We start from the raw sequence: 23,137 nt of genomic DNA on the forward strand, positions 1-23,137 counted from the left end.
GTGCAAGACGGTTTGCCGTGCGCTTACCGACGTTCAACGTCGGAAAGTATTTTTTTGCAACCAATAGACAGCTAGGGCAGCCGCAGGGCTGTAGTCAACCAACCCTTGCTGGCCATCAAGATCCTCAATCAGATGGGTTTGAGGTTCATCTTGGCTTCAAAGATCAGCAGATCGCTTTCCTCGTTGTTGATCATCATGTTGACTAGGCGAGGGCTCACTTCGATCTCGCCGCCGAACGTCGCACGCACAGTTTCGGGGTACCGTTCGAGCATCAGATCCGCCAGGCCATGGCTGTAGCCATCGCGGATGAGCTTGATCTTGGTGTCATCCGCAGTACCGTATTTGATGAGTTTGTAGAACCCTGGATCCAGGGCACCTACCCCATTCAGCACCTCGACGAACTTGAAGATCTTGTTGTCGAAGAAATCGTCCTCGTCCTTGAGACGGACGATTGCCAGGTTAATACGCTCGCCGTCATCCTTTTGGGAGATCCTTACCCAGTTCTCGTACTTGCTGTCGCGATATTTGGTATCACCCCATTTACCCACGAACACGTGATCGCTATGGCTAGTCTCGACCAGCTTTTTCCAGTACGCGAGCGTCTGTCGGATCGTCTGCTTGACGCTGAGTTTCTTAAGCTTCCAATCCAGGATCATGGCGTAGAAATTCCGGGCAGGCTCTTGCTTGAGACGCACCAGGTCGCTGTACTCTCGGCTGTTGTCGAAGTGATCGACGAACGATTTTGAGATCGCAAGCATCAGCCTGTCAACGGTGTTGATGACGCCGTTCGCCTCGATGCCTCGCCTGATCTTCCGCTCAATAGCCTCCTCCTCTGAGAACACGTCAATTTCACTGACACTGTTCGCGATGAGGAGCTTGCCCACCTGGGTGGTAACGTACCGACACTCCCGATCTTTAACCACGCCAGGATGCAGATTCTCAAGACGAGCCACGGCGTCGTCGTAGAGAACCGACACCTTCCCATCGATGATCTTGGTGGCTTCAAGCAGAACGTTGCTGACAGTGTCCTTGACCACCTTTGAGACGTTGACGGATTTATCGTAGAAAGTCTCAAGCGCTGCATTGTCGCGTGTGTAGCCATTTACGCCCAACAGGTAGACGCTGGACTCCAGCTTTCTCAACGCAGCCTTAGCTCCAGGCGCGAAGACCTCACTGAACCGGTTGACGCGTCCGACCAGGTTCTTGAATTGAGATGGCGTCAGCTTTTGCTTCCCTTTGAAAAAATCAAAGACGAAGAGTCGTTCGATCGGCAGATTCACCCCTTCCAGAAGCGTGGAGTTGCAGACAAGAAACCTCATCTGCTTGGAGCTGCTGAACAGGCTTTCCAAGTAAAGACGGATGGTGTCAGGGATCGAACCATGGTGGTACATAACCCCTTTGCGCAAGCAGCCGATCAGTTTGTAGCGTCGGTCAAAAAGCTCTTCTAGCTCGGCACAGGCTGTCTGGATCAGCGGACAGTCTACGAGCGGCAGCACGGCTGCCAGTTCAACCGCAAATGACTCAATGCTTTTCTTCCTGTTGCCGTAAACGATGTTTTTGGACAGTGCTTCGCCTTTGATGAGCTCGAAACAGTTGGCATACCTCCGATCGAACTCCATCCAGTCATTCAGGAAATGGTCATAGAGCTTGAGCTTCGTCTGGCCCCTCCCTGCCCTAAAATCCTTGATGTAGAAGCGCTCAGACTTGATGTACTCGTCGATCTTGAATCCGCTCGGGATCATGTCCAGGAAGCGCACACGGACATTGAGTTCATCGCACAGGAAGGGAGTCAGGAACTTGAACGATGTTTCCGGGTTACGAGCCCCCAGGATGCACAGCATGGCAGCCAGTAACTCACTTCTGCGGTCGCTCTGCAGCAGGTTGTGGGCCTCGTCGACGAAGACCATATCGAAGCTCAGCCCGGCGTTCTCGTTCAAGAGCCTGTTGAGCCGCTCCTGGGTCAGGACAAATGCCCTGTTCTTTCGCTCAACCGAATACATCTCGGGGTGGGTCACCACCTTGCCCAACCCCTCAATGTCCGCGTAGATCAACCGCTTTTTCGTCTGGGCCAGCAAAGCCTTAGAGGGCACGAGGATCAGGATCCGCTGCCCTGGATTTTCCCTCACCGATTGGATGATGAGCTCAGATTTACCGTAACTAGTCGGAGCAACCACGACTGACGACTTACGGTACTCCGACTGAACAAATGTCCGCAGGGCATCCTGTTGCTCAGTCAGCACGATGCCTTGATCACGGAAGGTATCGATGTAGCTGCCCACGATGTTTCGGATGAACGACTCGCTGCGGTGGTCATCCTCGGAAAAGTAGCTGCTGATCACTGCTGAGACAGGGTGCAGGCCACTGTTGAGTGCTACATCGTACAGCGCCTGGTACTGACCCGAAGCGTTACCGTAAAACAGGATAATGCGGTAGCCGAGACGCCGAATTTCGAGGGTCTTGTGGTTAAGGAGCAGCACGGCGATCGCCAAAAGTTTCACAATCTCTGTGTTACCCAGTTCGTCTCCCTTGAGGAGTTGGAAATACAGATCCTTGAACTTGGTGTTGCCCAGTTTCCTGATAGTCAGCTCTTCCATGCTACTGCTCCGCCTCCTGCCTCAAAAACTCTTCCAGCTTTTCCATGGTGCCTTTGTGGAGGGACAGCACCCACACCGTTTTGAACACAGCTTCAGCTACCAGCTTGGTGGTGAAATTTGACACGGTATTTTCGGCGATAGCCTGGGACACTTCGCTGAACAGGGCAGAGACCAGAAACACATTGTTGTCCGAAGCACTCGCCCCGTCTTCTTCAGCTAAATCACCTTCCATCTCCAAGATCTCAATAACCGAGTCCCGGTAATTAGCTTTGTTGTGGATCGCATTTTTCGCGGCATTGATCGCGTTGAGCCAGTGATTGAGCTCCGGCTCAGCCAAACGCCTCTTGAGGTCATCCCGAGCCAAACGCAATTGCGCACTTGTGGCCGAGCAAGAAGTCTTGTCCGCCCCTCTGCCGCCCGACTTGACCTCGGTGATCCAGACGTTGTTGGTTGAGGTCTCGTATAGGAGGAGATCGAAGCCCTTCCGGATACTCTTCTCTTCCATATTGAAGAACGGGGAGACCACATCGAAGTTGGGGAAGAGCTTCAGAATGATGACGTGAGACAGGAGCTCACCCAGCATACCAATCCGGGTTTCCCAAGTTTTCTTGGAATAGCGCTCGTTCCAGAAGTGCTTAATCGTCGCAGGGTATTTGTAGATCGCCCTGTCCTTGCTGGCCTGATCAGCACCATGGCAGATACGGGTGAGGTTTTTCCTCAGCGCGAGCTTAAGCTCATCAGAAAAATTCTCGACACAACACAGGGCATACTGGTCTACCTGCTTGAAGCTCACGCCATCCATAACACTTCCTACAAACACTAAACCGCAGAATCCTCTTGCGGTTGCTGCGCGCGATCAATGATCCCGCCCTGATTAAGGGTAGGCACTAGCTGAGCAGCTGTGCGCGCGAGTGAGATCTAGTCAGGGATGATGACCGATAGCGGCACTGTGCTAGCGTTACCGCAAGTTAGCGTGATTGACAGGACCGGTAAACAAGATCGGAGACAATTTTTGGTACAAATCGTCGGAGTCTGCGTAACAGCTGTATAAATATCCACTCGTTCGTAGGTCAATCAGCGTCGGATTGAAAGATACGCAGCACTGTAGACAGCCCCATCCAACGCCGCTGGTCATTCCCGACTGAGAGGTAGGCAGCGTGAGCCACTCCCCCGCACTTATGAACTACTGAAAGCCATCTGAATCCATCTGGCTCTGTGGGAAATCGTCACTCGCGAACCTGATGCACTGGGGGCAAAATTGGGGGCACATTTGAATTTTTTCCGCCTGAAAATACCGTCCTAGAGCCCAGTCAAAATGTTTTTTGGCGACCCTGAGAGTCTTTAGGCGTCGTCGGGCAGGCTGTTCATGTGATCATTTTTGCCTTTCCACCAACCATGGAACTCCATTCACTTCCAGTGGATTGCTGCGTTGGGGGCATATTTGAGGGCATGCTTTGGATGGTTTGAAAAGGATGCCCCCAGCCCCGAGATGGCCCAGCTCCGCGAGCAATTGGGCTTCTTGGTAATTCTGACGTGTGCCTGGCGGTGTCCTTTTGGTTTTCCGCGATATCACGGAACCGACACATAAGAAATCAAGGGGCCACCCGCCTCAACGGCTGACCTTACAAGTTTTATGGCGACAGACTTGGACGTTGGTGTGAAGGTTCGATGCCCGTAACTGTCCAATGGGACAAGTGGGTTGGTCTCGGGATAATAAGCAGCGGCCTGGCCTGGAGGTATGTCGTATGCGATGAGTGTAAAACCGGTCACCCGACGCTCTCGCTTATCCGGCCACAGCGAGACAATATCGACCTGTTCTCCCGGTTCAAATCCTAGCCGAGTGATTTCCTCAGCGTTTACGAATATGACTTGGCGAGTACCGTGAACACCGCGATAACGGTCATCGAGCCCATAAACAGTCGTGTTGTATTGGTCGTGAGAACGAAGAGTTTGCAGGAGAAGGTCTGCCCGATCGCCGGTTTTTTCTGCGAGAGAAGTAATCAGGTCGCCCGGCAACTGATTCGAAATGAAGCGTGCCCTGGACGTCGAAGTGCGCCAGATACGCAGGGCAACGTCGTTGCCTAAGTGAAATCCGCCACGCGCTTTAAGTCGCTCGTTGAAACCGACGAATCCGGGAATGACGTCGGCAATCAGCGCACGAATCCGACCGTAATCCTCTATCACCCAACTCCAATCTATTGGATGCGTGCCTAATACCGCTTTCGCCAGTCCCGCAACTATCGCCGGTTCGGACTTGAGTTTAGACGACTGGGGGCGCAAAGGACCGTGAGATAGATGAACCATGCTGAACGTATCTTCGACCGTGACGCCCTGTGGACCCGATGCCTGCATGTCGGTTTCAGTCCGCCCCAGGCAAGGCAGGATAAAAGCGTGTTTGCCAGTGACCAGATGACTGCGATTGAGCTTTGTGGAGATGTGCACGGTTAATTCGCAGCGCCTGAGCGCTGCATGAGTACGAGACGTGTCCGGCGTTGCCTGCGCAAAATTTCCGCCCAGACCAATAAAGACTTTCGACTTGCCTTCCTCGAACGCCTTGATGGCGGCCACCGTGTTATGCCCTGAATGACGCGGTACCTTGAAATGAAAGCGAGCTTCAATGGCATCCAGCAACCATTCAGGTGGAAGCTCATTGATCCCCATCGTGCGATCGCCCTGAACGTTGCTATGGCCACGCACAGGACATACGCCAGCGCCGGGGCGTCCCATGTTCCCGGTCAGCAGTTGCAGGTTGATCACCTCCTGGATGATGGCGACCGAATGGGCATGCTGCGTCAAGCCCATGGCCCAACAAACGATCACATTGCTCGCCTTCCGGTAGACGCGCGCAGCCGCCTCTATGTCCTCCAGCGTCATGCCCGACAACGCAAGAATCTCGTCCCACTGCGTCGACTCGACGGTCTCCACATACTCTTCCAAACCCGAGGTATGTTCTTCGATGAAGCGTTGATCGAGAACCGGCTCTGCGCCGGTCGCCTGCGCCAATCTTTCCCACTGCAAAAGGAATTTCGCCATTCCGCGCATAGCCGCCATATCGCCGCCCAAGGCTGGACGAAAATACGCTGTACTGGTCGGCTTCGATCCATTGCTCAACATTTCCAGTGGATGCTGAGGATGCTGGAATCGTTCGAGGCCGCGCTCCTTTAGGGGATTGAACACGACAACCTGAGCACCTCGAGTAACCGCTTCGCGCAGGGTCTCTAGCATCCGCGGGTGATTGGTTCCGGGATTCTGCCCCATCACGATAATCGCATCGGCCTTGGCGAAATCCTCCAGGGTCACCGTCCCCTTCCCCACGCCCAAAGATTCATACATTCCAATGGCGCTGGCTTCATGGCACATGTTGGAGCAGTCCGGGAAGTTGTTCGTGCCATAGGACCGGACGAACAGCTGGTACAGAAATGCGGCTTCGTTACTGGCCCGGCCGGACGTATAAAACTCGGCCTGGTCTGGGGACTTCAGCTGATTTAGCTGTTGGGCGATGAAGGCAAATGCCTCATCCCAGCTCACTTCAACGTAGTGACCGGAAGCCGCGTCGAACTGCATTGGGTGCGTCAAGCGCCCTTGGTGCTCCAGCCAGTAATCGCTTTGGCCGGATAACCAGGAAACGCTATACCTTCTGAAAAATGCCGGTCCCGCGTGCCGGGTTGTTGCCTCCCAGTTCACCGCCTTCGCACCGTTTTCGCAGAATTTGACTGGGCCCTTTTCAGGGCTCTCGCCCCAGGCGCAACCGGGGCAATCAAAACCGTTTCCTTGATTGACCTTCAGAAGCGCGCGGACATTCTTCATAGCGTTTCCGCTTCGCATCCAGTATTTCGCAACAGATACCAGTGCTCCCCATCCTGCTGCGGGGCCGAGGTAAGGTTGATAGCGTTTTTCGAGGCTCATGCCATTTATCCTCCCGGATGTGTGACGCTCAGATGTTCTCTGTCTCGGGGTGCAAAATCTGCCCTTCGCTGCAGATGATCAACGAGGCACTTCGCTGAATAAGGCATTTGAAAAGAACTTGAATTTGCTCACCGCAGTAATGACGATTGCGGTCTTCCTCATTAGTCCATACGCCGGCAATGGACCATTGAAATGCATTTTGCTGCCAATACGTTAAAGTGTAATCAATGCATCCGGGAAGCAATGCGAGGCGATCAAGGGCGCCTTGTACTTCAAGGCAAGGCAGAGATGGGCACACATGAAAGTGCACCCTGATTTGACTGTAACTTTCGAAACCTTGCTCTTCCGATGGCTGATTCATTAAACACCTCACAGATTTTCTTACGCATTCAATTGACAATAAGCCGCTGCAGAAGGATCACTCTGCAGGTTGATCAGTGAGTGAACCCTTTTGTCGTTGAATCATATTTGTGCGTCGCCGAAAAGAGAACGCACGCCAACATTTAGGACTTACACGAATTTAGCGCGAATACCGCCAGCCCTTTGAAACCGGGGCGCTAATTGATTTGCATCCTTGGGGTGTAGGTCCTAATCCGCAGCGCACCTGTATTTTCAAGTTCGACTGGTTGATGCTAATTACAGGCCTGCAACCGGTGCAGTGACTGACAGGTAAAGGCGATAGCCCATCTGCACCTGTTTCTTATCCGACACCTCTAATTAGCCGCGTTGCCAGGATCCACTATGAAAAATTTAGCGATCATTATTCCGCCAAGACGGATTGACGCGCCGATGCTCATGTCGTGTCTGGGTGTATGGCGCAAAGAATACAACCTGAGGATCTTTTCCGTCGACGTCCGTAATACGGACGGAATGGCCTTTGAAAACATTAAGGCGCATGACCTCGAAGAAATGCATAGCGAATGTTTCGATGCCATCGCTGTTATGGACGGAGCTGGAACTAAAGAGTACCTGTGGGACAACATCGACGTTATCGCCCAGCTACAAAAATTCGATAAAGCCCGAAAGTTGGTTGCCGGGATTGGCCTGGGCTCGATAGTGCTCGCACAAGCAGGAGTTCTGGTTGGCAAAGAGGCAACCACCGCCAATTCGGTGGAGTTGGTGATTAAGCTGAAAAGCTACGGCACGATATTTATTCCAGATGATGTTGTGACATTGAAATGGGTCATTACCGGCAACGGAAAAGATGTGGAAGCTTTTGCACACGCCGTATCGATCTGGCTCCGAACGTCCCCCCGACAAACCATTAAGTAGCGTCGATTTCAAAACATATACCACCCGCGATCAGCAAGAGGATTAAGACATGAGCTCTATTACATTCACGCAGGGCGCCATAACCGGCGATTTAGCAGGCAAGAATATTATTGTTTTTGGCGGGACCTCCGGCATTGGCTTGGCTGCAGCGATTCAGGCCAAGGCCCTCGGTGCAAAAGTCATTGTCTTGGGTATTGATCCGCAGCGCGCAGAGCAAGCCGCCCAGACCCATGAGTTCGATGGCTGGCGTTCGGCAGATATCACCCAACCCGAACAAATCCGCGCCGCGCTGGCAGACATCCCGAAAGTCGATCACCTGGTGCTGTTGGCCGGTACCTTCGTCGCCGGCAAAGTGCTTGAAGCGGACATCCCGTATTTGCAGCGCGCTTTTGACGAGCGAATCTGGGCATCGATCCATGCCTTGCGGGCGCTCGGTGATCGCCTTTCCAAACAGGGCTCCGTGACGTTCATTTCAGGTGCATTGGCCGATCGACCAAACGCTTACGGCACCGCGGTGCTCGCTGCTGCATCAGCGGCCATGGAAGCACTGGCCCGCGGCCTCGCTTTGGAACTGGCGCCCATTCGGGTCAATACCCTGTCTCCGGGTCCGACAAACACGCCGATTCTCACGAAAACCTTGGGCGATGCCCGCGATGGCTATGTCGCCGCGTTGGAACAAGCCCTGCCGCTGCATCGCCTCGGCACGGCGGACGAAGCAGGTGCAGCCGTTGTGTTTTTGATGAGCAACGGCTTTATGAACGGCGCCACGATCAATGTCGATGGCGGTTCGCGGTTGGTTTGACGTCGAGAGACCCCACGCGCTGCGTCGTGCTGACGTCGCCATGTCGTATTAGAAAGAGGAAACCATGATGAGTAATGTCGTTCTTGTGACCGGAGCATTAACCGGAATTGGTCGAGCCGTCTGCCTCGCATTCGCCCGCAACGGTGCATCAATCGTGGCGACCGGCAGGCGAGCCGAAGCTGGCGAATCGTTGCGTAAAGAACTGCTCGAGGCAGGGGCGGCAGATGCTGACTTCGTTAACGTCGATGTTCGATTCGAGAACAACGTGGTGACGGCTGTGGAATTTGTAGACGCCAAATACGGGCGCCTGGATGTTGCCGTAAACAACGCTGGCATCGAAGGTACGTTCACTGACATCGACCAGATCACCACAGAGATCTACCGCGAGGTGTTCGATACTAATGTGCTGGGGCTGGCGCTCAGCATGAAGCACGAGTTGATCGCCATGAAACGGCAGGGCTTTGGCAGCGTCGTCAACTTGTCGTCAATCGGCGGAAGTGTCGGCTTTCCCGGCAGCGCCCTCTATGCAGCCAGCAAACACGCAGTGGAGGGACTGACCAAGTCTGCCGCGCTGGAGGTCGCCGCGACCGGCATTCGAGTCAACTGCGTAGCTCCCGGCCCTACGAACACGCCAATGCTTCACAGGTTGGCCGAGGTGGGTCTCACCGAAGAAGCATTGAGCGGCCTGATACCTGCCAAACGTCTTGGGACCACTGAGGAGGTGGCTCAGACGATCCTGTTCCTCGCCTCCGGCGCAGCCAGCTTCGTAACGGGACAGAGTCTAGCCGTAGATGGCGGCTATCTCGCCCAGTAACCCATCCACATAAGACTGAGTGGGCGACGCCGATAGCCGCCCTCCTCCTTACATACTTCATATAAACCAATAGCTTCAGGAGGCAACATGAAACACGTAGCGAAAGCAGTGCCGGCGATGATCGCCCTATCGGTTGGGTCCGCAATGGCCGCTGTAACCCCAGTACCGGAACATCAAACCCAAGCCTTTCTGAATGCACTGGCGGCAGGAGGAGGAAAACCTCTGGAGCAGTTGAGCCCCAAAGAAGCCCGCGCGGTTCTTACGGGCGCACAAAACTCGGTAAAGGTCGATATGTCGGGCGTTGAGGTGAGTGACAAGACCATTACCGCCGATGGCAAAACCATCAAACTGACGGTGGTGCGGCCTGAAAAAGTAAAAGGCGAGCTTCCAGCCTTCATGTTCTTTCATGGTGGAGGCTGGGTTCTGGGGGATTACCCAACGCATGCGCGTCTGATTCGTGATCTGGTCGTCTCTTCCGGCGCCGTTGCGGTGTACGTCGATTACACACCGTCCCCTGAAGCACATTATCCTACTGCCATTAACCAGGCTTACGCCGCCACCAAGTGGGTGGCCGAAAACGGCAAACAGATCAACGTGGATGGCAAGCGCCTGGCGGTGGCCGGCAACAGTGTCGGCGGTAACATGGCCGCCGTCGTGAGCCTGATGGCTAAAGAAAAAGCCACCCCAAAAATTCGGTTCCAGTTGCTCCTCTGGCCGGTCACCGACTCCAACTTCGAGACGGACACCTACAAGCAGTTCGCTGAAGGCCATTTCCTGACCAAGAACATGATGACCTGGTTCTGGGACAGCTACACAACCGACCTGAATGCCCGGGCCGAGATTCATGCCTCCCCGCTCAAGGCCAGCATCGATCAATTGAGAGGACTTCCACCTGCCCTGGTGCAAACCGCAGGGCTGGACGTGTTGCGCGACGAAGGCGAAGCCTACGCGCAGAAGCTAGACGCGGCCGGGGTCGATGTCACGGCGGTTCGCTACAACGGCATGATCCATGACTATGGCCTGCTGAACCCTTTGAGTCAGGTGTCCGAAGTCAAGGCTGCCATGAGGCAGGCGGGTACAGAACTCAAGGCTCACCTCAACTAAGCAAGCCTACCGCATGCCGTTCACCCGGTCGGGTGCGGCATGCATCCCATTGCACAACCGTCACATGGTCCTAGGCTTGAACGGCCTGGATAAGACGGTACAAAAAAGGCACTCACCATGACCAACCTGACGCACAAACGCGCCAACGTTAACGGTGTTCGGCTCAGCTATGTAGTTGCCGGCAAAGGCCCGGTAGTCCTCTGCATGCATGGGTGGCCACAAAATCATAGAGAGTTCATGCCTGTCATCGACAGGCTTGCCCAACATTACACGTTCATCGCCCCTGATCTGCGTGGTTTCGCCGACAGCGATAAGCCTTACCAGGGTTACGACCCCATCAATATCGCCAAAGACATGCTCGACCTGCTGGACGTCGAACAGGTCAATAGCTTCCACATTCTGAGTCACGACCTGGGAGGTCCACCCTCGGTCGCCCTGGCCTACCTGGCGTCTGAACGTGCCTTGTCACTGGCAACCATCGAGACACCTTTTTTCGGCCTGGATTTTCCAGGGTATGTCGATCCTCGAGTGCCTTATTGGCATCTGAGCATGCACATGAACATGGACATCGCCCGGGCGCTTATTGAAGGCCGGGAAGATATCTATCTGCGGCATTTTTTCAGGGATTTTGCCTACAACCCAACGGCGATGCCCGAGAGCGACATTGACTATTACGTTATGCAGATGCGGCAGCCGGGCAATCTTCGCGCGAGCCTGAACCATTATGGATATATCCCCGAAATGTCAGAACAGACCGCGCAATTGACCCGGGAAAAACTGAAAATTCCGATGTTGGCGTGGGGTGGCGAAGTCTCTTTTGGTGACCATTGCCATACCTGCGCTCAACACATCGCTTCATCTGCAAAAGGTGGCGTCATCGAGAAGTGCGGACATTGGGTATTCGAAGAGCAGCCTGAATTTATCAGCGCCGAGCTCCACCAATTCTGGCGTGGCTTAGCCACTTGACCACCTGTTTCGCAGCGCAGGTGAAAGCGCGAATACACCACCGGCCTGGAGGACCACGTTGTGAACATTGAATGGCTGTGCGCCCTCCTCGGGGCGATATTAATCGCGGATATCATTGGTTGGTGGGTTGTTCCCCGAAGGCTGCCCGGTCTGCGTGCGGGCATTGGCATTTGTCTCTATACCGGTTACAGCGCATCCATCCTTCTTTCAGGCTACTCACCGCTGCAACCGGTACGCGACGCTGATTCCGGCTCCTGGCAGTTAACTGCTTCGCTGTTGATGATTGTCTGGTGGTTTTTAAGTGCCCGGATGCTGACGCAATTGCTCGGCGCAATTCTGATATCCAGGACCGAAGGCGGAGGGCGCCTAATCAGGGAAGTGCTCGGCGCCCTGATTTTCCTGGTCGCCACCGTTGCGGCTGCAGCCTATGTACTGGAATTACCCGTAAAAGGGCTGCTGGCCACTTCTGGTGCGCTGGCCATTATTGTCGGCCTGGCGTTACAAAGCACACTCAGCGATGTGTTTAGCGGGATCGTCCTGAATGCCACTCGGCCCTATCAAGTGGGCGACTGGATTCAAATCGATGGCATGGAAGGCCGGGTCACCGATATCGATTGGCGGGCGACGTTGTTGCTGACCTCCCAAGGTAGCACCGTAGTCATCCCAAACTCGGTTGCGGCGAAAACCAAAATACAAAACATGAGCCGGCCTGAAGATCAACACGGGGTAACGATAAGCCTGCATCTGCCCCTTCGATTTCGGCCTGAGCGCATCCAGGACATATTGGAGCAGGCGCTGCTGGGTTATTCCGCCCTACTGCCAGCTCCTGCGCCAAAGGTAATCCTCAAAGGCATCACCGAAGGCTTACTGGAGTATGAAGTCATCGGTTTTGTCGGCACGCCTGCCGAAAAAATCACCGCACGCAATCGCCTTTACGACATCACTTATAGGCATTTGCGTGCATCCGGAATTGATATTGCCGACGCCACGGAGATCCCTGCATCCAAGATGACGCGCTTCGTCCTGGACGACGTGCGCATCTTCGCAAGCTTCACGACAGAGGACAAAGATCGTCTGGCAATGAACCTGCAATCATCTTATCTGGCGGCCGGCGATTTTGTGTTGAAAGCCGATGAGATCAGTGAACAGCTATTGGTCATCGGCAGTGGTGTGGTGTCCGTCCAGTTACGCAGTGGGAACAACTGGGTCGAAGTCGCGCGAATGGGACCAGGAGAAGTATTGGGTGAAGAAGGCGTCATGGATAACAAGCCAAACGGAGCCCAGTTCATCGCGCTCTCAGTCGTGAAGGTCCTTCAACTGCATCGGGATGAGGTGCGTCAGTGCATGGGCGAAAGATCGCAACTACGCACGTCTCTGACCCGCCTGCAAATGGTACGTCATCAGCATGCCCGCTCCATTCTTTTGCAGAAAGCACCGACGGCGATGCCCGGAGGTTTTCTGAAATGGTTGAGGCTCCACTGAGCCATTTCGTGAGCGATGGAATAACAGGCGCCCTGCTACGTCTTCCTTATCGAGACTTAACTGGAGAAATCAACGTGTCGATGTTTGAAAAGAAACTGCTGTGTTGTCTCGCCCTGGCGTTTACTGGCTGCATTTTAAAAGTGCACGCCCATGAGCTCCACGAGCCGCTGCAGGACAGCGCAGTAACAGCTGAAGCCTTATTCATTGCAGAGAATAATACTGCCATGGAAAAGATGATGGCAGACATGGGCGCAACGCCCACTGGCAACATTGATCGTGACTTTGTCACCAGCATGTCTGCCCATCATCAAGGCGCCATCGACATGGCAGTGACCCTGCTCAAGTACGGCCACAACGAACAACTCAAGCGTATGGCACAGGAAATCATCGTCGACCAACAACAGGAAATTGCGGCGATGCGCCAGGCTTTGGGAGATCCCCTGCCACCTTCAGTGGCGTCGCCTACACAACCATTGGTTTCCAAACCGTAATCCTCTGTTAACGGCCATAAAGGTACTCACATGAGACTACCCACTGCGTTCATCGCCGGTGCATTGCTTACCGGCCCGGCATTCGTGTTTGCAGGCCAAGCCCCCGGCCAAGCATCTTCGAAAGACATTCCAATCAGCCATCAAGATCGCGTTTACGCAGCAGAGCAATTTTCCAACACGCTGTCGGTCACCGATCCAGTTGATAACAAGTTACTCGGGGTCATCAGCCTGGGTGATATGCAGCCAGGCAACTTAAGCCCGCTCTATCGCGGTGAAGTCTTGGTACACGGCTTAGGGTTTTCGCCGGATCATAAAACGCTGGCGGTGGTATCCATCGGCACCAACTCAGTCTCGTTCATCGATACCCGCACCAACACCGTGAAGCACAAAACCTACGTAGGCCGGGCGCCGCACGAAGCCTTCTTTACACCAGATGGCAAGGAAGTCTGGGTGACCGTGCGCGGCGAAGACTATGTGGCGGTCCTGGACGCTCACACCTACAAAGAGAAACTGCGCATCCAGACGCCGGCCGGCCCCGGCATGCAGATTTTTTCGCCCGATGGTAAGTACGGCTATGTTTGCTCGTCATTCAATCCTGAAACAGTAGTGGTCTCGGTAGAGACTCACAAAATCGTCGGTCATGTCGAACAAGCAAGCCCGTTCTGCCCGAACATCGCGGCGTCGCCGGACGGCAAGCAAGTCTGGTTCACGCTCAAGGATGTCGGCAAAGCGCAGGTATTCGAGGCAACACCACCGTTTCGGCTCATCAAGACACTGGACATCGGCCCAATCGCCAACCACGTCAACCTGGTGACGAATGCCAATGGATCCTTCGCTTACATCACCGTAGGCGGGCTGAACGAGGTGCAGGTATATCGCACCGACACCTTTGAAAAGGTCGCGACGATTGCAGTGGGAGATCTACCTCACGGCATCTGGCCATCGGGGGATGGAACTCGCATCTATGTGGGGTTGGAGAACGCCGACGCATTCGCAGTTATCGATACGCTGCAAAACACTGTCATTGCGACCATCCCGATTGGGCAGGCGCCACAAGCCATCGCCTATGTGCCGAATGCAGTGACGCAAGGTCAGGGCACGGACAATCTCAAGCCTTTGGGTACAGCCGGTCAGGCCACGCACCTGACGCTTGGTTCGGTGAGCAGCCCTGCAGACAAGGCGCCTACAAGTGTGACGCTGTTCAACCAGGGCCTGACCCAGGTATTGCAAGCAGCGGTGACAGGCCTTGAACCAAAACAACCCTATACCCTGGCGTTGGCTGAAAAGCCCGACGGTGGCGGCAGGCTGCAACCGCTCGCAATGTTCATGACCAATCTGGCTGGCTCCGCCATCGTGAACACCACCGGTCCTATTCGCCAGATCGTGCAGGACGATGCGCAAGAGCAGCGCCGCTTCCTGGTAATTCTGGCCGGCAAACCGGACCAACCTGGTCCATTGGCGCAAGTGCAAACCAGCGTCACTCAATAAACTTCCAGCGACCTGCATGCCGTTCCCACGGCAACGTCATGCAGTCGCAGATAGCGGCTTTCATGTTGTCAGCAGCCATCACACCTGGACACTAACGCATCGAGAGAGCGACATGATAAAGCACCCATCCTGGCCGCCACTTACAGAGCTGCCGAAAAACACCATTACGCCGGCTGAATATAGCTACGAACAATTGAAGCGCAGCGATATCGAGCTTTTATGCGAACTGATCAAGTCGTGGTACCCGGACATCAGTGTGGGCTCGGGGAAAAAGTACATTGACCCCAAATTTTACGGAACAAAAGTCTACTTTCCAGGTGAAGAAACAAAGGACGTCATCGTCTACATCGGTCGACACGCCGAGGAAATTGTTTGTGCCTTGTGTCTGGAAGTGGATCGAGACGCGCTGACCCTGCATAGCCGCTATGGCGTGTGTGCTCCACAGCATCGGGGCACTGGCGCGACACTTTTTGCGGCTTACATTGTGGACGCCCTGGCTCAACCGATGGGAATCGCAATGGCGTATTCGTACGTAACAATGAAGTCAAAAGCGATGCAACAATTTACCGAGCGTGCAGGGTTCGAGCCTGTTGGCATCCTGCGATTTTCCGATGTCGAGCTGGATGAACGCGGCGAAACCCAGCATGTCACTGAAGCGGTTTACGCCAAATACTTCAAAGAAATCGAAACACTCCAGAGCGTATCTGAAGCGAACATGACGCCCAAGCTGAAACGGCTTTGGGATGTGCTTTATGCCTGAGCAAGCTCAAGGTCTTCGGCCTCCCCTTAACGCTGGGCATTGGCAGCTGATTCGACTATCAAATCCCAGGGAGCAGGCGTTGGAAACACGTCCTGGAGAAAGTCTACAAAGGCCTTCACGTTTGGATTGCCCCTTCGGCTTTCGGGCCAAAGAGCGGTGATCATGAACCTGTCCACCGCATATTCGGGAAACACAGGTACCAGCTCACCACGCTGCACATAAGGTGCGGCAACGTACGTCGGAGAGATACCAATACCGCCGCCTGCCGCGAGCGCCATTCCCACGGCATCGCTCACATCAATGGTCATGGTGGCGTCGGGGGTGATCTCGACGACTCGCTCCCCCACCTGGAACGGCCAGCGCAGCGCCTGCCCCGAACTCTGGTAACGAAAATTGATGCAATCATGGTTTACGAGATCATCGATGTTGCGAGGCTTACCCTTTCTGGCGAGGTACCCGGGCGATGCAAAGGCGCAAATTCGATGAGGTCCCAGAGGCTTGGAAACGAGTCGGGAGTCAGCCAGATTGCCGACCCTGATCGCAACATCTATCCCCTGCTCGATTATGTCGGAGAATTGATCGCCGAGTCGCAGGTCCACCACCACCTTCGGGTAACGCTCACGAAAGGCCGGAAGCGCCGGAGCGAGGATATTGACCCCTATGGGAAGCGGCGCAGTCACCTTCAAGGTTCCTGACGGCTCACCTCTGGACGCAACCGCAGCCTGCTCGATGTCCTCGATTTCCCGGATCACGCGCAACGCACGCTCGTACAGCTCGCGCCCCTCGGGGGTCAAGGTCAGCGAGCGGGTGGTACGACTGAAGAGGCGCAGGCCAAAATGCTCTTCCAGTCGCTGAACACTTTTGCTGACGGCCGACGGCGACACGGAGAGATCCCGTGCAGCGGCTGTATAGCTGCCTAGCGATGCCGTGCGGGCAAACGCAATGAGACCTGTCAGGCGGTCCAAACCTATTTGTGCTTTCATGGCACAAGAGTAACCACTTAAGACCCTATTATCAACCTGAATGGATGCGCATACGCTGTTCTCCACAGCATCAATTCGATGCCCCGAGGAGCAACAGCAATGCCTAACATTTCCAGCACTGGCCCTAGCGACATACAACCCCACACCCTGCGCAATCGCACCGTGGTAGTCGTCGGCGGCACATCCGGTATCGGCCTATCAACTGCAATTCAGGCCAAGGCGGCTGGTGCAAAGGTCTTCGTGATCGGTTCCAACCCAGAACGGGCGCGGCAAGCCGCCCATACCCATGAGCTGGATGGCTGGCGTGCGGCTGATGTCACCCAGCCCGAACACATCCAGGCTGCTCTGGCCGACATTCCAAAGGTCGACCACCTGGTGCTACTGGCCGGTACTTTCGTCGCCGGCAAAATACTCGAAGCGGACGTTGCCTATTTGCATCGCGCGTTCGACGAGCGAATCTGGGCCTCGGTACATGCGTTGAGGGCCCTTGGCGACCGCCTTTCCAAAGACGGGTCTGTGACTTTTATTTCCGGCTCACTGGCAGACCGCCCCAATGCATATGGCACAGCGGTGCTCGCAGCTGCGTCAGCGGCCATGGAAGCGTTCGCCCGTGGCCTCGCCCTGGAATTGGCGCCTGTGCGGGTCAACACCCTGTCTCCAGGCCCTATCGACACGCCCATCCTCACCAAAGCCATGGGTGAGGCGCGTGATGGTTTTGTCGCCGCACTTGAGCAAACCCTGCCGCTGCATCGCCTGGGCACCGCCGACGAAGCGGCTGCAGCGGTGCTTTTCCTGATGACCAACGGTTTCATGAACGGCGCCACGATCAACGTCGATGGCGGCGCACGCCTGGTTTAAACCCGACAATTTTCGTTAGCCAAAAGGAGGTCACATGACCACACTATTCGAGCCGCTTCGCCTGGGTGCTCTTACCCTGCCCAACCGCATCATCATGGCGCCGATGACCCGGGCCAGGGGAACCCAGAATCACGTTCCTACCCCCATCATGATCGACTACTACAGCCAGCGAGCGACTGCGGGCCTTATCATCAGCGAGGCGATAGGCATCAGCCAGCAAGGGCTGGGGTGGGCCTACGCAACGGGCATCTGGTCCGCCGAACAAATTGCCGGGTGGCGGCTCATCACTGACGCGGTGCACGCTGCCGGGGGCCGGATAATCGCTCAACTGTGGCACATGGGCCGGGTGGTTCATCCCAGCTTCCTCGATGGTGCCCAACCCATAGCCCCCTCGGTGACAACAGCGCCTGGGCTGGCCCATACCTACGCAGGGAAACAACCGTACTCCCAGGCCCGAGCTTTACCGCTGGAAGAGATCCCATCGCTGATTGGCGATTTCGCCCAGGCAGGCCGGAACGCGTTGCTGGCCGGGTTCGATGGCGTACAGATTCACGCCGCCAACGGTTATCTGATCGATCAGTTTTTACGCGACAGCGGCAACTTTCGCACCGACGCTTACGGAGGATCGATTGAAAACAGGGTCAGGCTGCTCAAGGAGGTCACGCAAGCGGTCGCCGACGTCGTAGGCGCAGATCGGACCGGCATTCGATTGACGCCCAGCAGTCATGACCAGGGCGTGAGGGACAGTAATCCTGTGCCTCTGTTTATTCACGCCGCTGAAGTATTATCCGAGATCGGCATTGCCCATCTCGAGCTTCGCGAGCCGCCGGCTGACGGGAGTTTCGGTGTGTCGGAATACCCGCCAAGCGCCGCCGTCATTCGTAATGCCTTCAAAGGCTCGCTTATCCTTAACTCCGATTACGATTCGGCTCGTGCCCAGACAGTTGTGAAAGCGGGTGTTGCCGATGCGGTGGCGTTCGGACGTCCATTTATCGCTAATCCCCAGCTGCCAGAGGTACTTCGCCGTCGCTTGCCACTGAGGCAAGAGGATCGTTCAACGTGGTTCAGCCAAGGAAAGGAAGGATACACCGACTATCCCGGGCTTGGTGACTGGCCAAGTGGAGCATGACCAGGCGGCCATGGGGTATCGAGCGATTGCCGGCGCACGCCTAGGCGTGCGTCACTAGAAGTGCCTCGCACTTTTCTTTCAGGTACGCGTAAAGCAACCGAAGAGCCGGGGTAAACTGCTTCCTGTGTGGGCAGACGAAACTTAAAGGATAAAGCTCACCTGAAACCTCAGGGAGTAATACCTCCAAGTGGCCTGCCTTTACGTCTTCACATACGTCCATCCATGACTTATACAAGATCCCCTCACCGGCGATGGCGCAACGTCGAATGACATCTGCGTCATCACTGAGAACAGGACCGTTGACAATAACAACATCATTCTCCGGCACCTTGGGAAATATCCATCTGTCGTACAGTTTCCCATTCATATGGAAGCGAAGACACGCATGGTTTCTAAGGTCTTCCACGCACTCGGGGCGGCCGTGTAGCGCTATGTAAGCCGGCGAGGCAGCCAATACACGGCGATTGGTCGGCACCAATGGCAACGAAATGAAGTCGGCGTTTTGCACCGTGCCATACCTGACGGCCACGTCGATAGGATCGCGAAAGATGTCCGAGACGCTATCGGACAACATCACTCGGAGCACCAGACCAGGGTTGTCTCGTCGAAAATCGATCAGCCAGGGAAGCAACACATTTCTCCCGAAGTCCGAGGCACTGGCGATCTGCAAAACCCCATGGAGTTTCAGATCGTCCTGCTGTAACCCGGCTCTCCCCTCGCTGAGCGTATTCAGCACATCCCGAGCATAAGGCAGATAACGCTCGCCCTCTGCGGTAAGGCGCAGACTTCGTGTTGATCTCGCAAACAGGCGCGTATCAAGTTCGCACTCCAAGCGCTTGATAGCGGCGCTGATTTGAGCAGGAAAGAGATCCATCTCCCTGGCCACGGCGGAAAAACTGTCAACTGTTGCAACACGCACAAAAATGGCTAGGTCGTTAAATCTGATCATTACTGCGCTCTCTTAATATGAAACCTATAGACATTTAATTAAAAGTCCATATAAGACGGCAGAACAAAAATGGTATTCCACGTGAGGCATAATTTTTTGATCATTTCCTTGAATCAATTCATGCACGTTAACCGGATATTCAATTTACGAGGCAGCGCGCAACGTCGTCACAGCGTGTATGCGCACTCCACATCCGGACGCCAAACGTTTCGCAGGGTTGATCAACAGTAGTCGCGCGCTACTTGAAGAACATCTCTCTTCCATCAATCACATGCGTAGGCGTCTAAATTAGGGGTTTCCGGAAGCCAGCGAAATGCGACCAGATGGAATTTCAGACATGCCGCGATGGCACAAATGGTTTCGGTCACCGGTCCTGCCCGCCGCAGACGGTGTAAGCTATTTGGCACTAACGCTGATCTAACATGCCGAGGAGTACGGGTTCGGCTTCTGGAAAGCGCGTCGCCCACTGCGGCGAGCCACTTGTGCAAGTGCTTAAAAGCCTTGTCGGGGACCAAGGCAACAAGTAGGCATGGCTGCTAGCAAGGCGCGCAGCGCCAGAGTTAGCAGCCCGCTTGAATTTCCTTACCCAGGAGAGCTTCCATAGGCCGAACGTATCACTCCCTGCCTTTCAGCTGGTTGACCAACGCTTCCACCAGCGGATTCGGACGCAGCGTATTCCAGGCCACGGCAGTCGTGACGACATTGAGTTTCTGGCTCAGCGGGCGCAATACCACGTTGCTGGGCGCCAGTTTCTTCAGCGACGCCGGTACCAACGCAATACCCTGGCCACAACTGACGAACGCGATTTGCGATGCCACCGAACGGACTTCGTGCAGGACCCGTGGAGAAAATCCGCTGGCGCGGCAGGTGGCAATCAGACTGTCGAAATACACCGGGCTGACCTTGCGAGAAAACATCACTAACGGTTCGGTAGCCAGGCTGGCCAGGCTTATTCGCTTGCGTGATGCCAATGGATGATCGACGGGCAGCGCGACCATCAGGCGATCTTCCGTTAATGGAAATGATTGGATCGACGCGCCAAAGTCACCGTCGAGGCGAGCAAAGGCCAGATCGATGTCTCCCGCTTCCAGCGCCGGAATCGCCTCGACGCTGTCAATTTCCCGAACGGATACGGTGAGCTGCGGATACTGGGTTTTCAGTTGCTCGATCACGCCAGGCAGAACATCGAACATCGCCGTGGAAATCGCGCCGATGGTCAGCATTGCGGACTGCCCCGCCACCGCCTCTTCCACCGCGAGCTCCAAACGCTGCAGTTGGTCGGCAAATTTGCGCACGGCTGGCAGAATCGCAGCGCCGACCGGGGTCAACCTGGCACCACGGCGCGAACGTTCGAACAGAGTGACTTTGAGTGCTTGTTCAAGGATCTGGATTTGCTCGCTCAACGGTGGCTGCGACATGCCAAGGCGTTTGGCGGCGCGGCCGAAATTCTGTTCCTCGGCCACCGCCAGAAACAACCACAGATGACGAATCAGGCGAAAGTTGATCATGGGGTTCCATAGGTTCAACGTATGTAATACATCCGTGATTCGTAATATACCTATCAAATCCCCTCGCTGACACTGGGCTCCTCCGCTATCAAGGGGCTCCTCCATGAATCAAGCTCATTTACTCCAACGCCTGGCATTGCTGGACACCAACACCGTGTCCGATGCACTCGATTTCCTCGGTTTGCCCGGCGCCACCGTCGGGCTGCGCCCGCTCTGGAGCTGCCCGAAGATCGTCGGCCGCGCCAGCACCGTGCTGCTGGCGGCAAAGACCGACAACGCCCCGACGGTGCACCTGATCACCCCGGTTATCGAACGGATCGACAGCGAAGACCGGATTTTGGTGATCGCCGGCGGGCTTGACGGTGTGTCCTGCTGGGGCGACATCCTTGCCAACGCGGCGGTGGGCAAGCAGATACGCGGCACGGTGATCGATGGCTACAGCCGTGACATCGACGGCAGCGCGACGATTGGGTACCCGGTGTATGGCCGGGGCGTGACCATGGTCAGCGCGCGCAATCGGGTCATCCAGATCGATTCGGCCGTGACCCTCGACATCGCCGGCGCGCCTGTCAGCGAGGACGACTTCGTCATCGCCGACAGTTGCGGGACTGTCTTCGTGCCCCAGGCCCATATCGAAAAAGTGCTCGACCTGGGCGAACGCATCGCCCACCGGCAGGGCGGTATGGTCGAGGCCGTCCGCGGTGGCCGCTCGGTCGCCGAGGTCATGCATGACAGCCAGTTCGAAGCCATTCAGGTAGAGCACGCACGATGAATGTCACAAACGAGGCAGTCGACGTGAACATCGATATCCAACGCTTGAATCCACGCCTGGCGAGTGCCCAGCCTTCGGCGACCTACCGCATCATGGACCGGGTGGCGGAACGCCGGGCACAAGGCGCGAACATTATTTCCCTGTGCGCCGGCGAACCGGATTTCGATACGCCAGGGCACATTCGCGAAGCGGCGATCAAGGCAATTGAGCAAGGCCACACGCGCTACACCCAGGTGGCCGGCGTGCGCTCATTGCGCGAAGCGGTGGCCGCCAAGTTTCGCCGCGAAAATGGCTTGGACGTTGACTGGCAAGACACCCTGGTCTGCAACGGCGGCAAGCAGGTGATCTACAACGCGCTGGCCGCAACGCTGGACGAGGGCGATCAAGTCATCGTGCCGGCGCCCTATTGGGTCAGTTATCCCGAAATGGTTCAGTTGTGCGGTGGCGAGCCGCGGATCGTGACGTGCCACGCCGACAGCGGCTTCAAGCTGACGCCTGCGGCATTGGCCGAGGCGATCACGCCAAAGACGCGATGGCTGCTCCTCAATTCACCGTCCAACCCGACCGGGGCCGTGTACAGCCGCGACGAGTTGCTCGCCTTGGCGCAAGTGCTACTGGCCCATCCCCACGTACTGATACTTGCGGATGACATCTATGAGCACCTGATCTTCGACGATCAGGTCTTCCATACGCTGGCAGCGGTGGAACCGCGACTGGCCCCGCGAACCCTGACCATGAACGGCGTTTCCAAAGCCTACGCCATGACCGGCTGGCGCATCGGTTTTGCCACCGGGCCGCGCTGGCTGCTGCAAGCCATGGAGAAGCTTCAGGGCCAGCAAACCTCTGGGGCCTGCTCCATTTCCCAGCAAGCGGCACTGGCCGCGCTGAGCGGCCCGAAGGATTTCATTCAGCAAAGCCGCGCCGCGTTCCAGGAGCGTCGTGACATGATGGTCGCGCTGCTCAATGCCACGCCGGGCCTGGAATGCGCCAGCCCTGGCGGCGCGTTTTATGCGTTCGCCTCCTGCGCCGGCCTGATGGGTCGCAGCTCGCCTGCAGGGCGGCGGCTGGTCACGGATGAGGACGTCGCCCACGCCTTGCTCGATGAAGCGAACGTGGCGGTGGTCCATGGCAGCGCGTTCGGCCTCGGCCCTTATCTTCGCATCGCCTACGCCTTGGATGATGCTTCCTTGCACCAGGCGTGCGAGGCAATCCGGCGTTTTTGCGAGGCCTTGCGCTGACCGGGCCGGACGAACAGACTC

20 protein-coding genes are annotated in these 23,137 nt (G+C 55.9%); 13 read left to right on the top strand and 7 right to left on the bottom strand.

What is annotated here, in order from left to right:
- Positions 1–128: 128 nt before the first annotated feature.
- The 4 genes from J3P97_RS14680 to J3P97_RS14695 form a co-directional block, all read right to left on the bottom strand.
- Positions 129–2,594, bottom strand: coding sequence for a DEAD/DEAH box helicase (locus tag J3P97_RS14680; RefSeq protein ID WP_434672071.1), 2,466 nt, complete (start codon positions 2,592–2,594; stop codon positions 129–131).
- 1 nt (position 2,595) lies between these two features.
- On the bottom strand, positions 2,596–3,396 hold the full coding sequence (locus J3P97_RS14685; RefSeq protein ID WP_434672072.1) for a hypothetical protein: 801 nt from the start codon (positions 3,394–3,396) through the stop codon (positions 2,596–2,598).
- 767 nt (positions 3,397–4,163) lie between these two features.
- Positions 4,164–6,500, bottom strand: coding sequence for an FdhF/YdeP family oxidoreductase (locus J3P97_RS14690; RefSeq protein ID WP_434672073.1), 2,337 nt, complete (start codon positions 6,498–6,500; stop codon positions 4,164–4,166).
- A 28-nt stretch (positions 6,501–6,528) separates the two neighbouring features.
- Positions 6,529–6,861, bottom strand: coding sequence for a hypothetical protein (locus J3P97_RS14695; protein WP_434672074.1), 333 nt, complete (start codon positions 6,859–6,861; stop codon positions 6,529–6,531).
- 380 nt (positions 6,862–7,241) lie between these two features.
- Here J3P97_RS14695 and J3P97_RS14700 point away from each other — a divergent pair, with 380 nt between their 5' ends.
- From J3P97_RS14700 to J3P97_RS14740, 9 genes are all read left to right on the top strand, one after another.
- Positions 7,242–7,772: a DJ-1/PfpI family protein gene (locus J3P97_RS14700; RefSeq protein ID WP_434672075.1), complete on the top strand. Its 531-nt coding sequence runs from the start codon at positions 7,242–7,244 to the stop codon at positions 7,770–7,772.
- Between the two features lie 49 nt (positions 7,773–7,821).
- Positions 7,822–8,574, top strand: coding sequence for an SDR family oxidoreductase (locus J3P97_RS14705; RefSeq protein WP_434672076.1), 753 nt, complete (start codon positions 7,822–7,824; stop codon positions 8,572–8,574).
- Between the two features lie 64 nt (positions 8,575–8,638).
- Entirely contained in the window at positions 8,639–9,388 is a 750-nt protein-coding gene (locus J3P97_RS14710) for an SDR family NAD(P)-dependent oxidoreductase (protein ID WP_434657598.1), read from the top strand.
- A gap of 87 nt (positions 9,389–9,475) precedes the next feature.
- Complete coding sequence (locus tag J3P97_RS14715; RefSeq protein ID WP_434672077.1) at positions 9,476–10,492, top strand: alpha/beta hydrolase; 1,017 nt, start codon at positions 9,476–9,478, stop codon at positions 10,490–10,492.
- A 117-nt stretch (positions 10,493–10,609) separates the two neighbouring features.
- Complete coding sequence (locus J3P97_RS14720; protein ID WP_434672078.1) at positions 10,610–11,458, top strand: alpha/beta fold hydrolase; 849 nt, start codon at positions 10,610–10,612, stop codon at positions 11,456–11,458.
- Positions 11,459–11,518: 60 nt separating this feature from the next.
- On the top strand, positions 11,519–12,940 hold the full coding sequence (locus J3P97_RS14725) for a mechanosensitive ion channel domain-containing protein (protein ID WP_434672079.1): 1,422 nt from the start codon (positions 11,519–11,521) through the stop codon (positions 12,938–12,940).
- Between the two features lie 8 nt (positions 12,941–12,948).
- Entirely contained in the window at positions 12,949–13,431 is a 483-nt protein-coding gene (locus J3P97_RS14730; RefSeq protein WP_434672080.1) for a DUF305 domain-containing protein, read from the top strand.
- A gap of 30 nt (positions 13,432–13,461) precedes the next feature.
- A complete protein-coding gene (locus tag J3P97_RS14735; protein ID WP_434672081.1) occupies positions 13,462–14,919 on the top strand; it encodes a YncE family protein in 1,458 nt (485 codons plus the stop codon).
- A gap of 112 nt (positions 14,920–15,031) precedes the next feature.
- On the top strand, positions 15,032–15,679 hold the full coding sequence (locus tag J3P97_RS14740; protein WP_434672082.1) for a hypothetical protein: 648 nt from the start codon (positions 15,032–15,034) through the stop codon (positions 15,677–15,679).
- A 26-nt stretch (positions 15,680–15,705) separates the two neighbouring features.
- Here the strand turns inward: J3P97_RS14740 and J3P97_RS14745 are convergent, their stop codons facing one another.
- Positions 15,706–16,662 (bottom strand): LysR family transcriptional regulator, encoded by a 957-nt coding sequence (locus tag J3P97_RS14745; RefSeq protein WP_434657579.1) that lies wholly within the window; start codon positions 16,660–16,662, stop codon positions 15,706–15,708.
- Between the two features lie 99 nt (positions 16,663–16,761).
- Between J3P97_RS14745 and J3P97_RS14750 the strand changes: the two genes are divergently transcribed.
- Positions 16,762–17,520: an SDR family oxidoreductase gene (locus J3P97_RS14750; RefSeq protein WP_434672083.1), complete on the top strand. Its 759-nt coding sequence runs from the start codon at positions 16,762–16,764 to the stop codon at positions 17,518–17,520.
- 34 nt (positions 17,521–17,554) lie between these two features.
- Positions 17,555–18,649 carry an alkene reductase gene (locus tag J3P97_RS14755; protein ID WP_434672084.1) on the top strand — a complete coding sequence of 365 codons (1,095 nt, stop codon included), beginning with the start codon at positions 17,555–17,557 and terminating at the stop codon, positions 18,647–18,649.
- A 40-nt stretch (positions 18,650–18,689) separates the two neighbouring features.
- Here the strand turns inward: J3P97_RS14755 and J3P97_RS14760 are convergent, their stop codons facing one another.
- Positions 18,690–19,598, bottom strand: a complete 909-nt coding sequence (locus J3P97_RS14760) for a LysR family transcriptional regulator (protein WP_434657571.1) — start codon at positions 19,596–19,598, stop codon at positions 18,690–18,692.
- A 614-nt stretch (positions 19,599–20,212) separates the two neighbouring features.
- On the bottom strand, positions 20,213–21,106 hold the full coding sequence (locus J3P97_RS14765; RefSeq protein ID WP_434672085.1) for a LysR family transcriptional regulator: 894 nt from the start codon (positions 21,104–21,106) through the stop codon (positions 20,213–20,215).
- A gap of 103 nt (positions 21,107–21,209) precedes the next feature.
- On the opposite strand from J3P97_RS14765, the gene J3P97_RS14770 reads away from it, so the two are divergent.
- Positions 21,210–21,878 (top strand): RraA family protein, encoded by a 669-nt coding sequence (locus J3P97_RS14770; RefSeq protein WP_434672086.1) that lies wholly within the window; start codon positions 21,210–21,212, stop codon positions 21,876–21,878.
- A 23-nt stretch (positions 21,879–21,901) separates the two neighbouring features.
- Complete coding sequence (locus tag J3P97_RS14775) at positions 21,902–23,116, top strand: pyridoxal phosphate-dependent aminotransferase (protein ID WP_434674561.1); 1,215 nt, start codon at positions 21,902–21,904, stop codon at positions 23,114–23,116.
- The last annotated feature ends 21 nt before the right edge of the window (positions 23,117–23,137 follow it).

This window comes from Pseudomonas sp. R1-15 (assembly GCF_051132085.1).
Taxonomy (GTDB): Bacteria; Pseudomonadota; Gammaproteobacteria; order Pseudomonadales; family Pseudomonadaceae; genus Aquipseudomonas.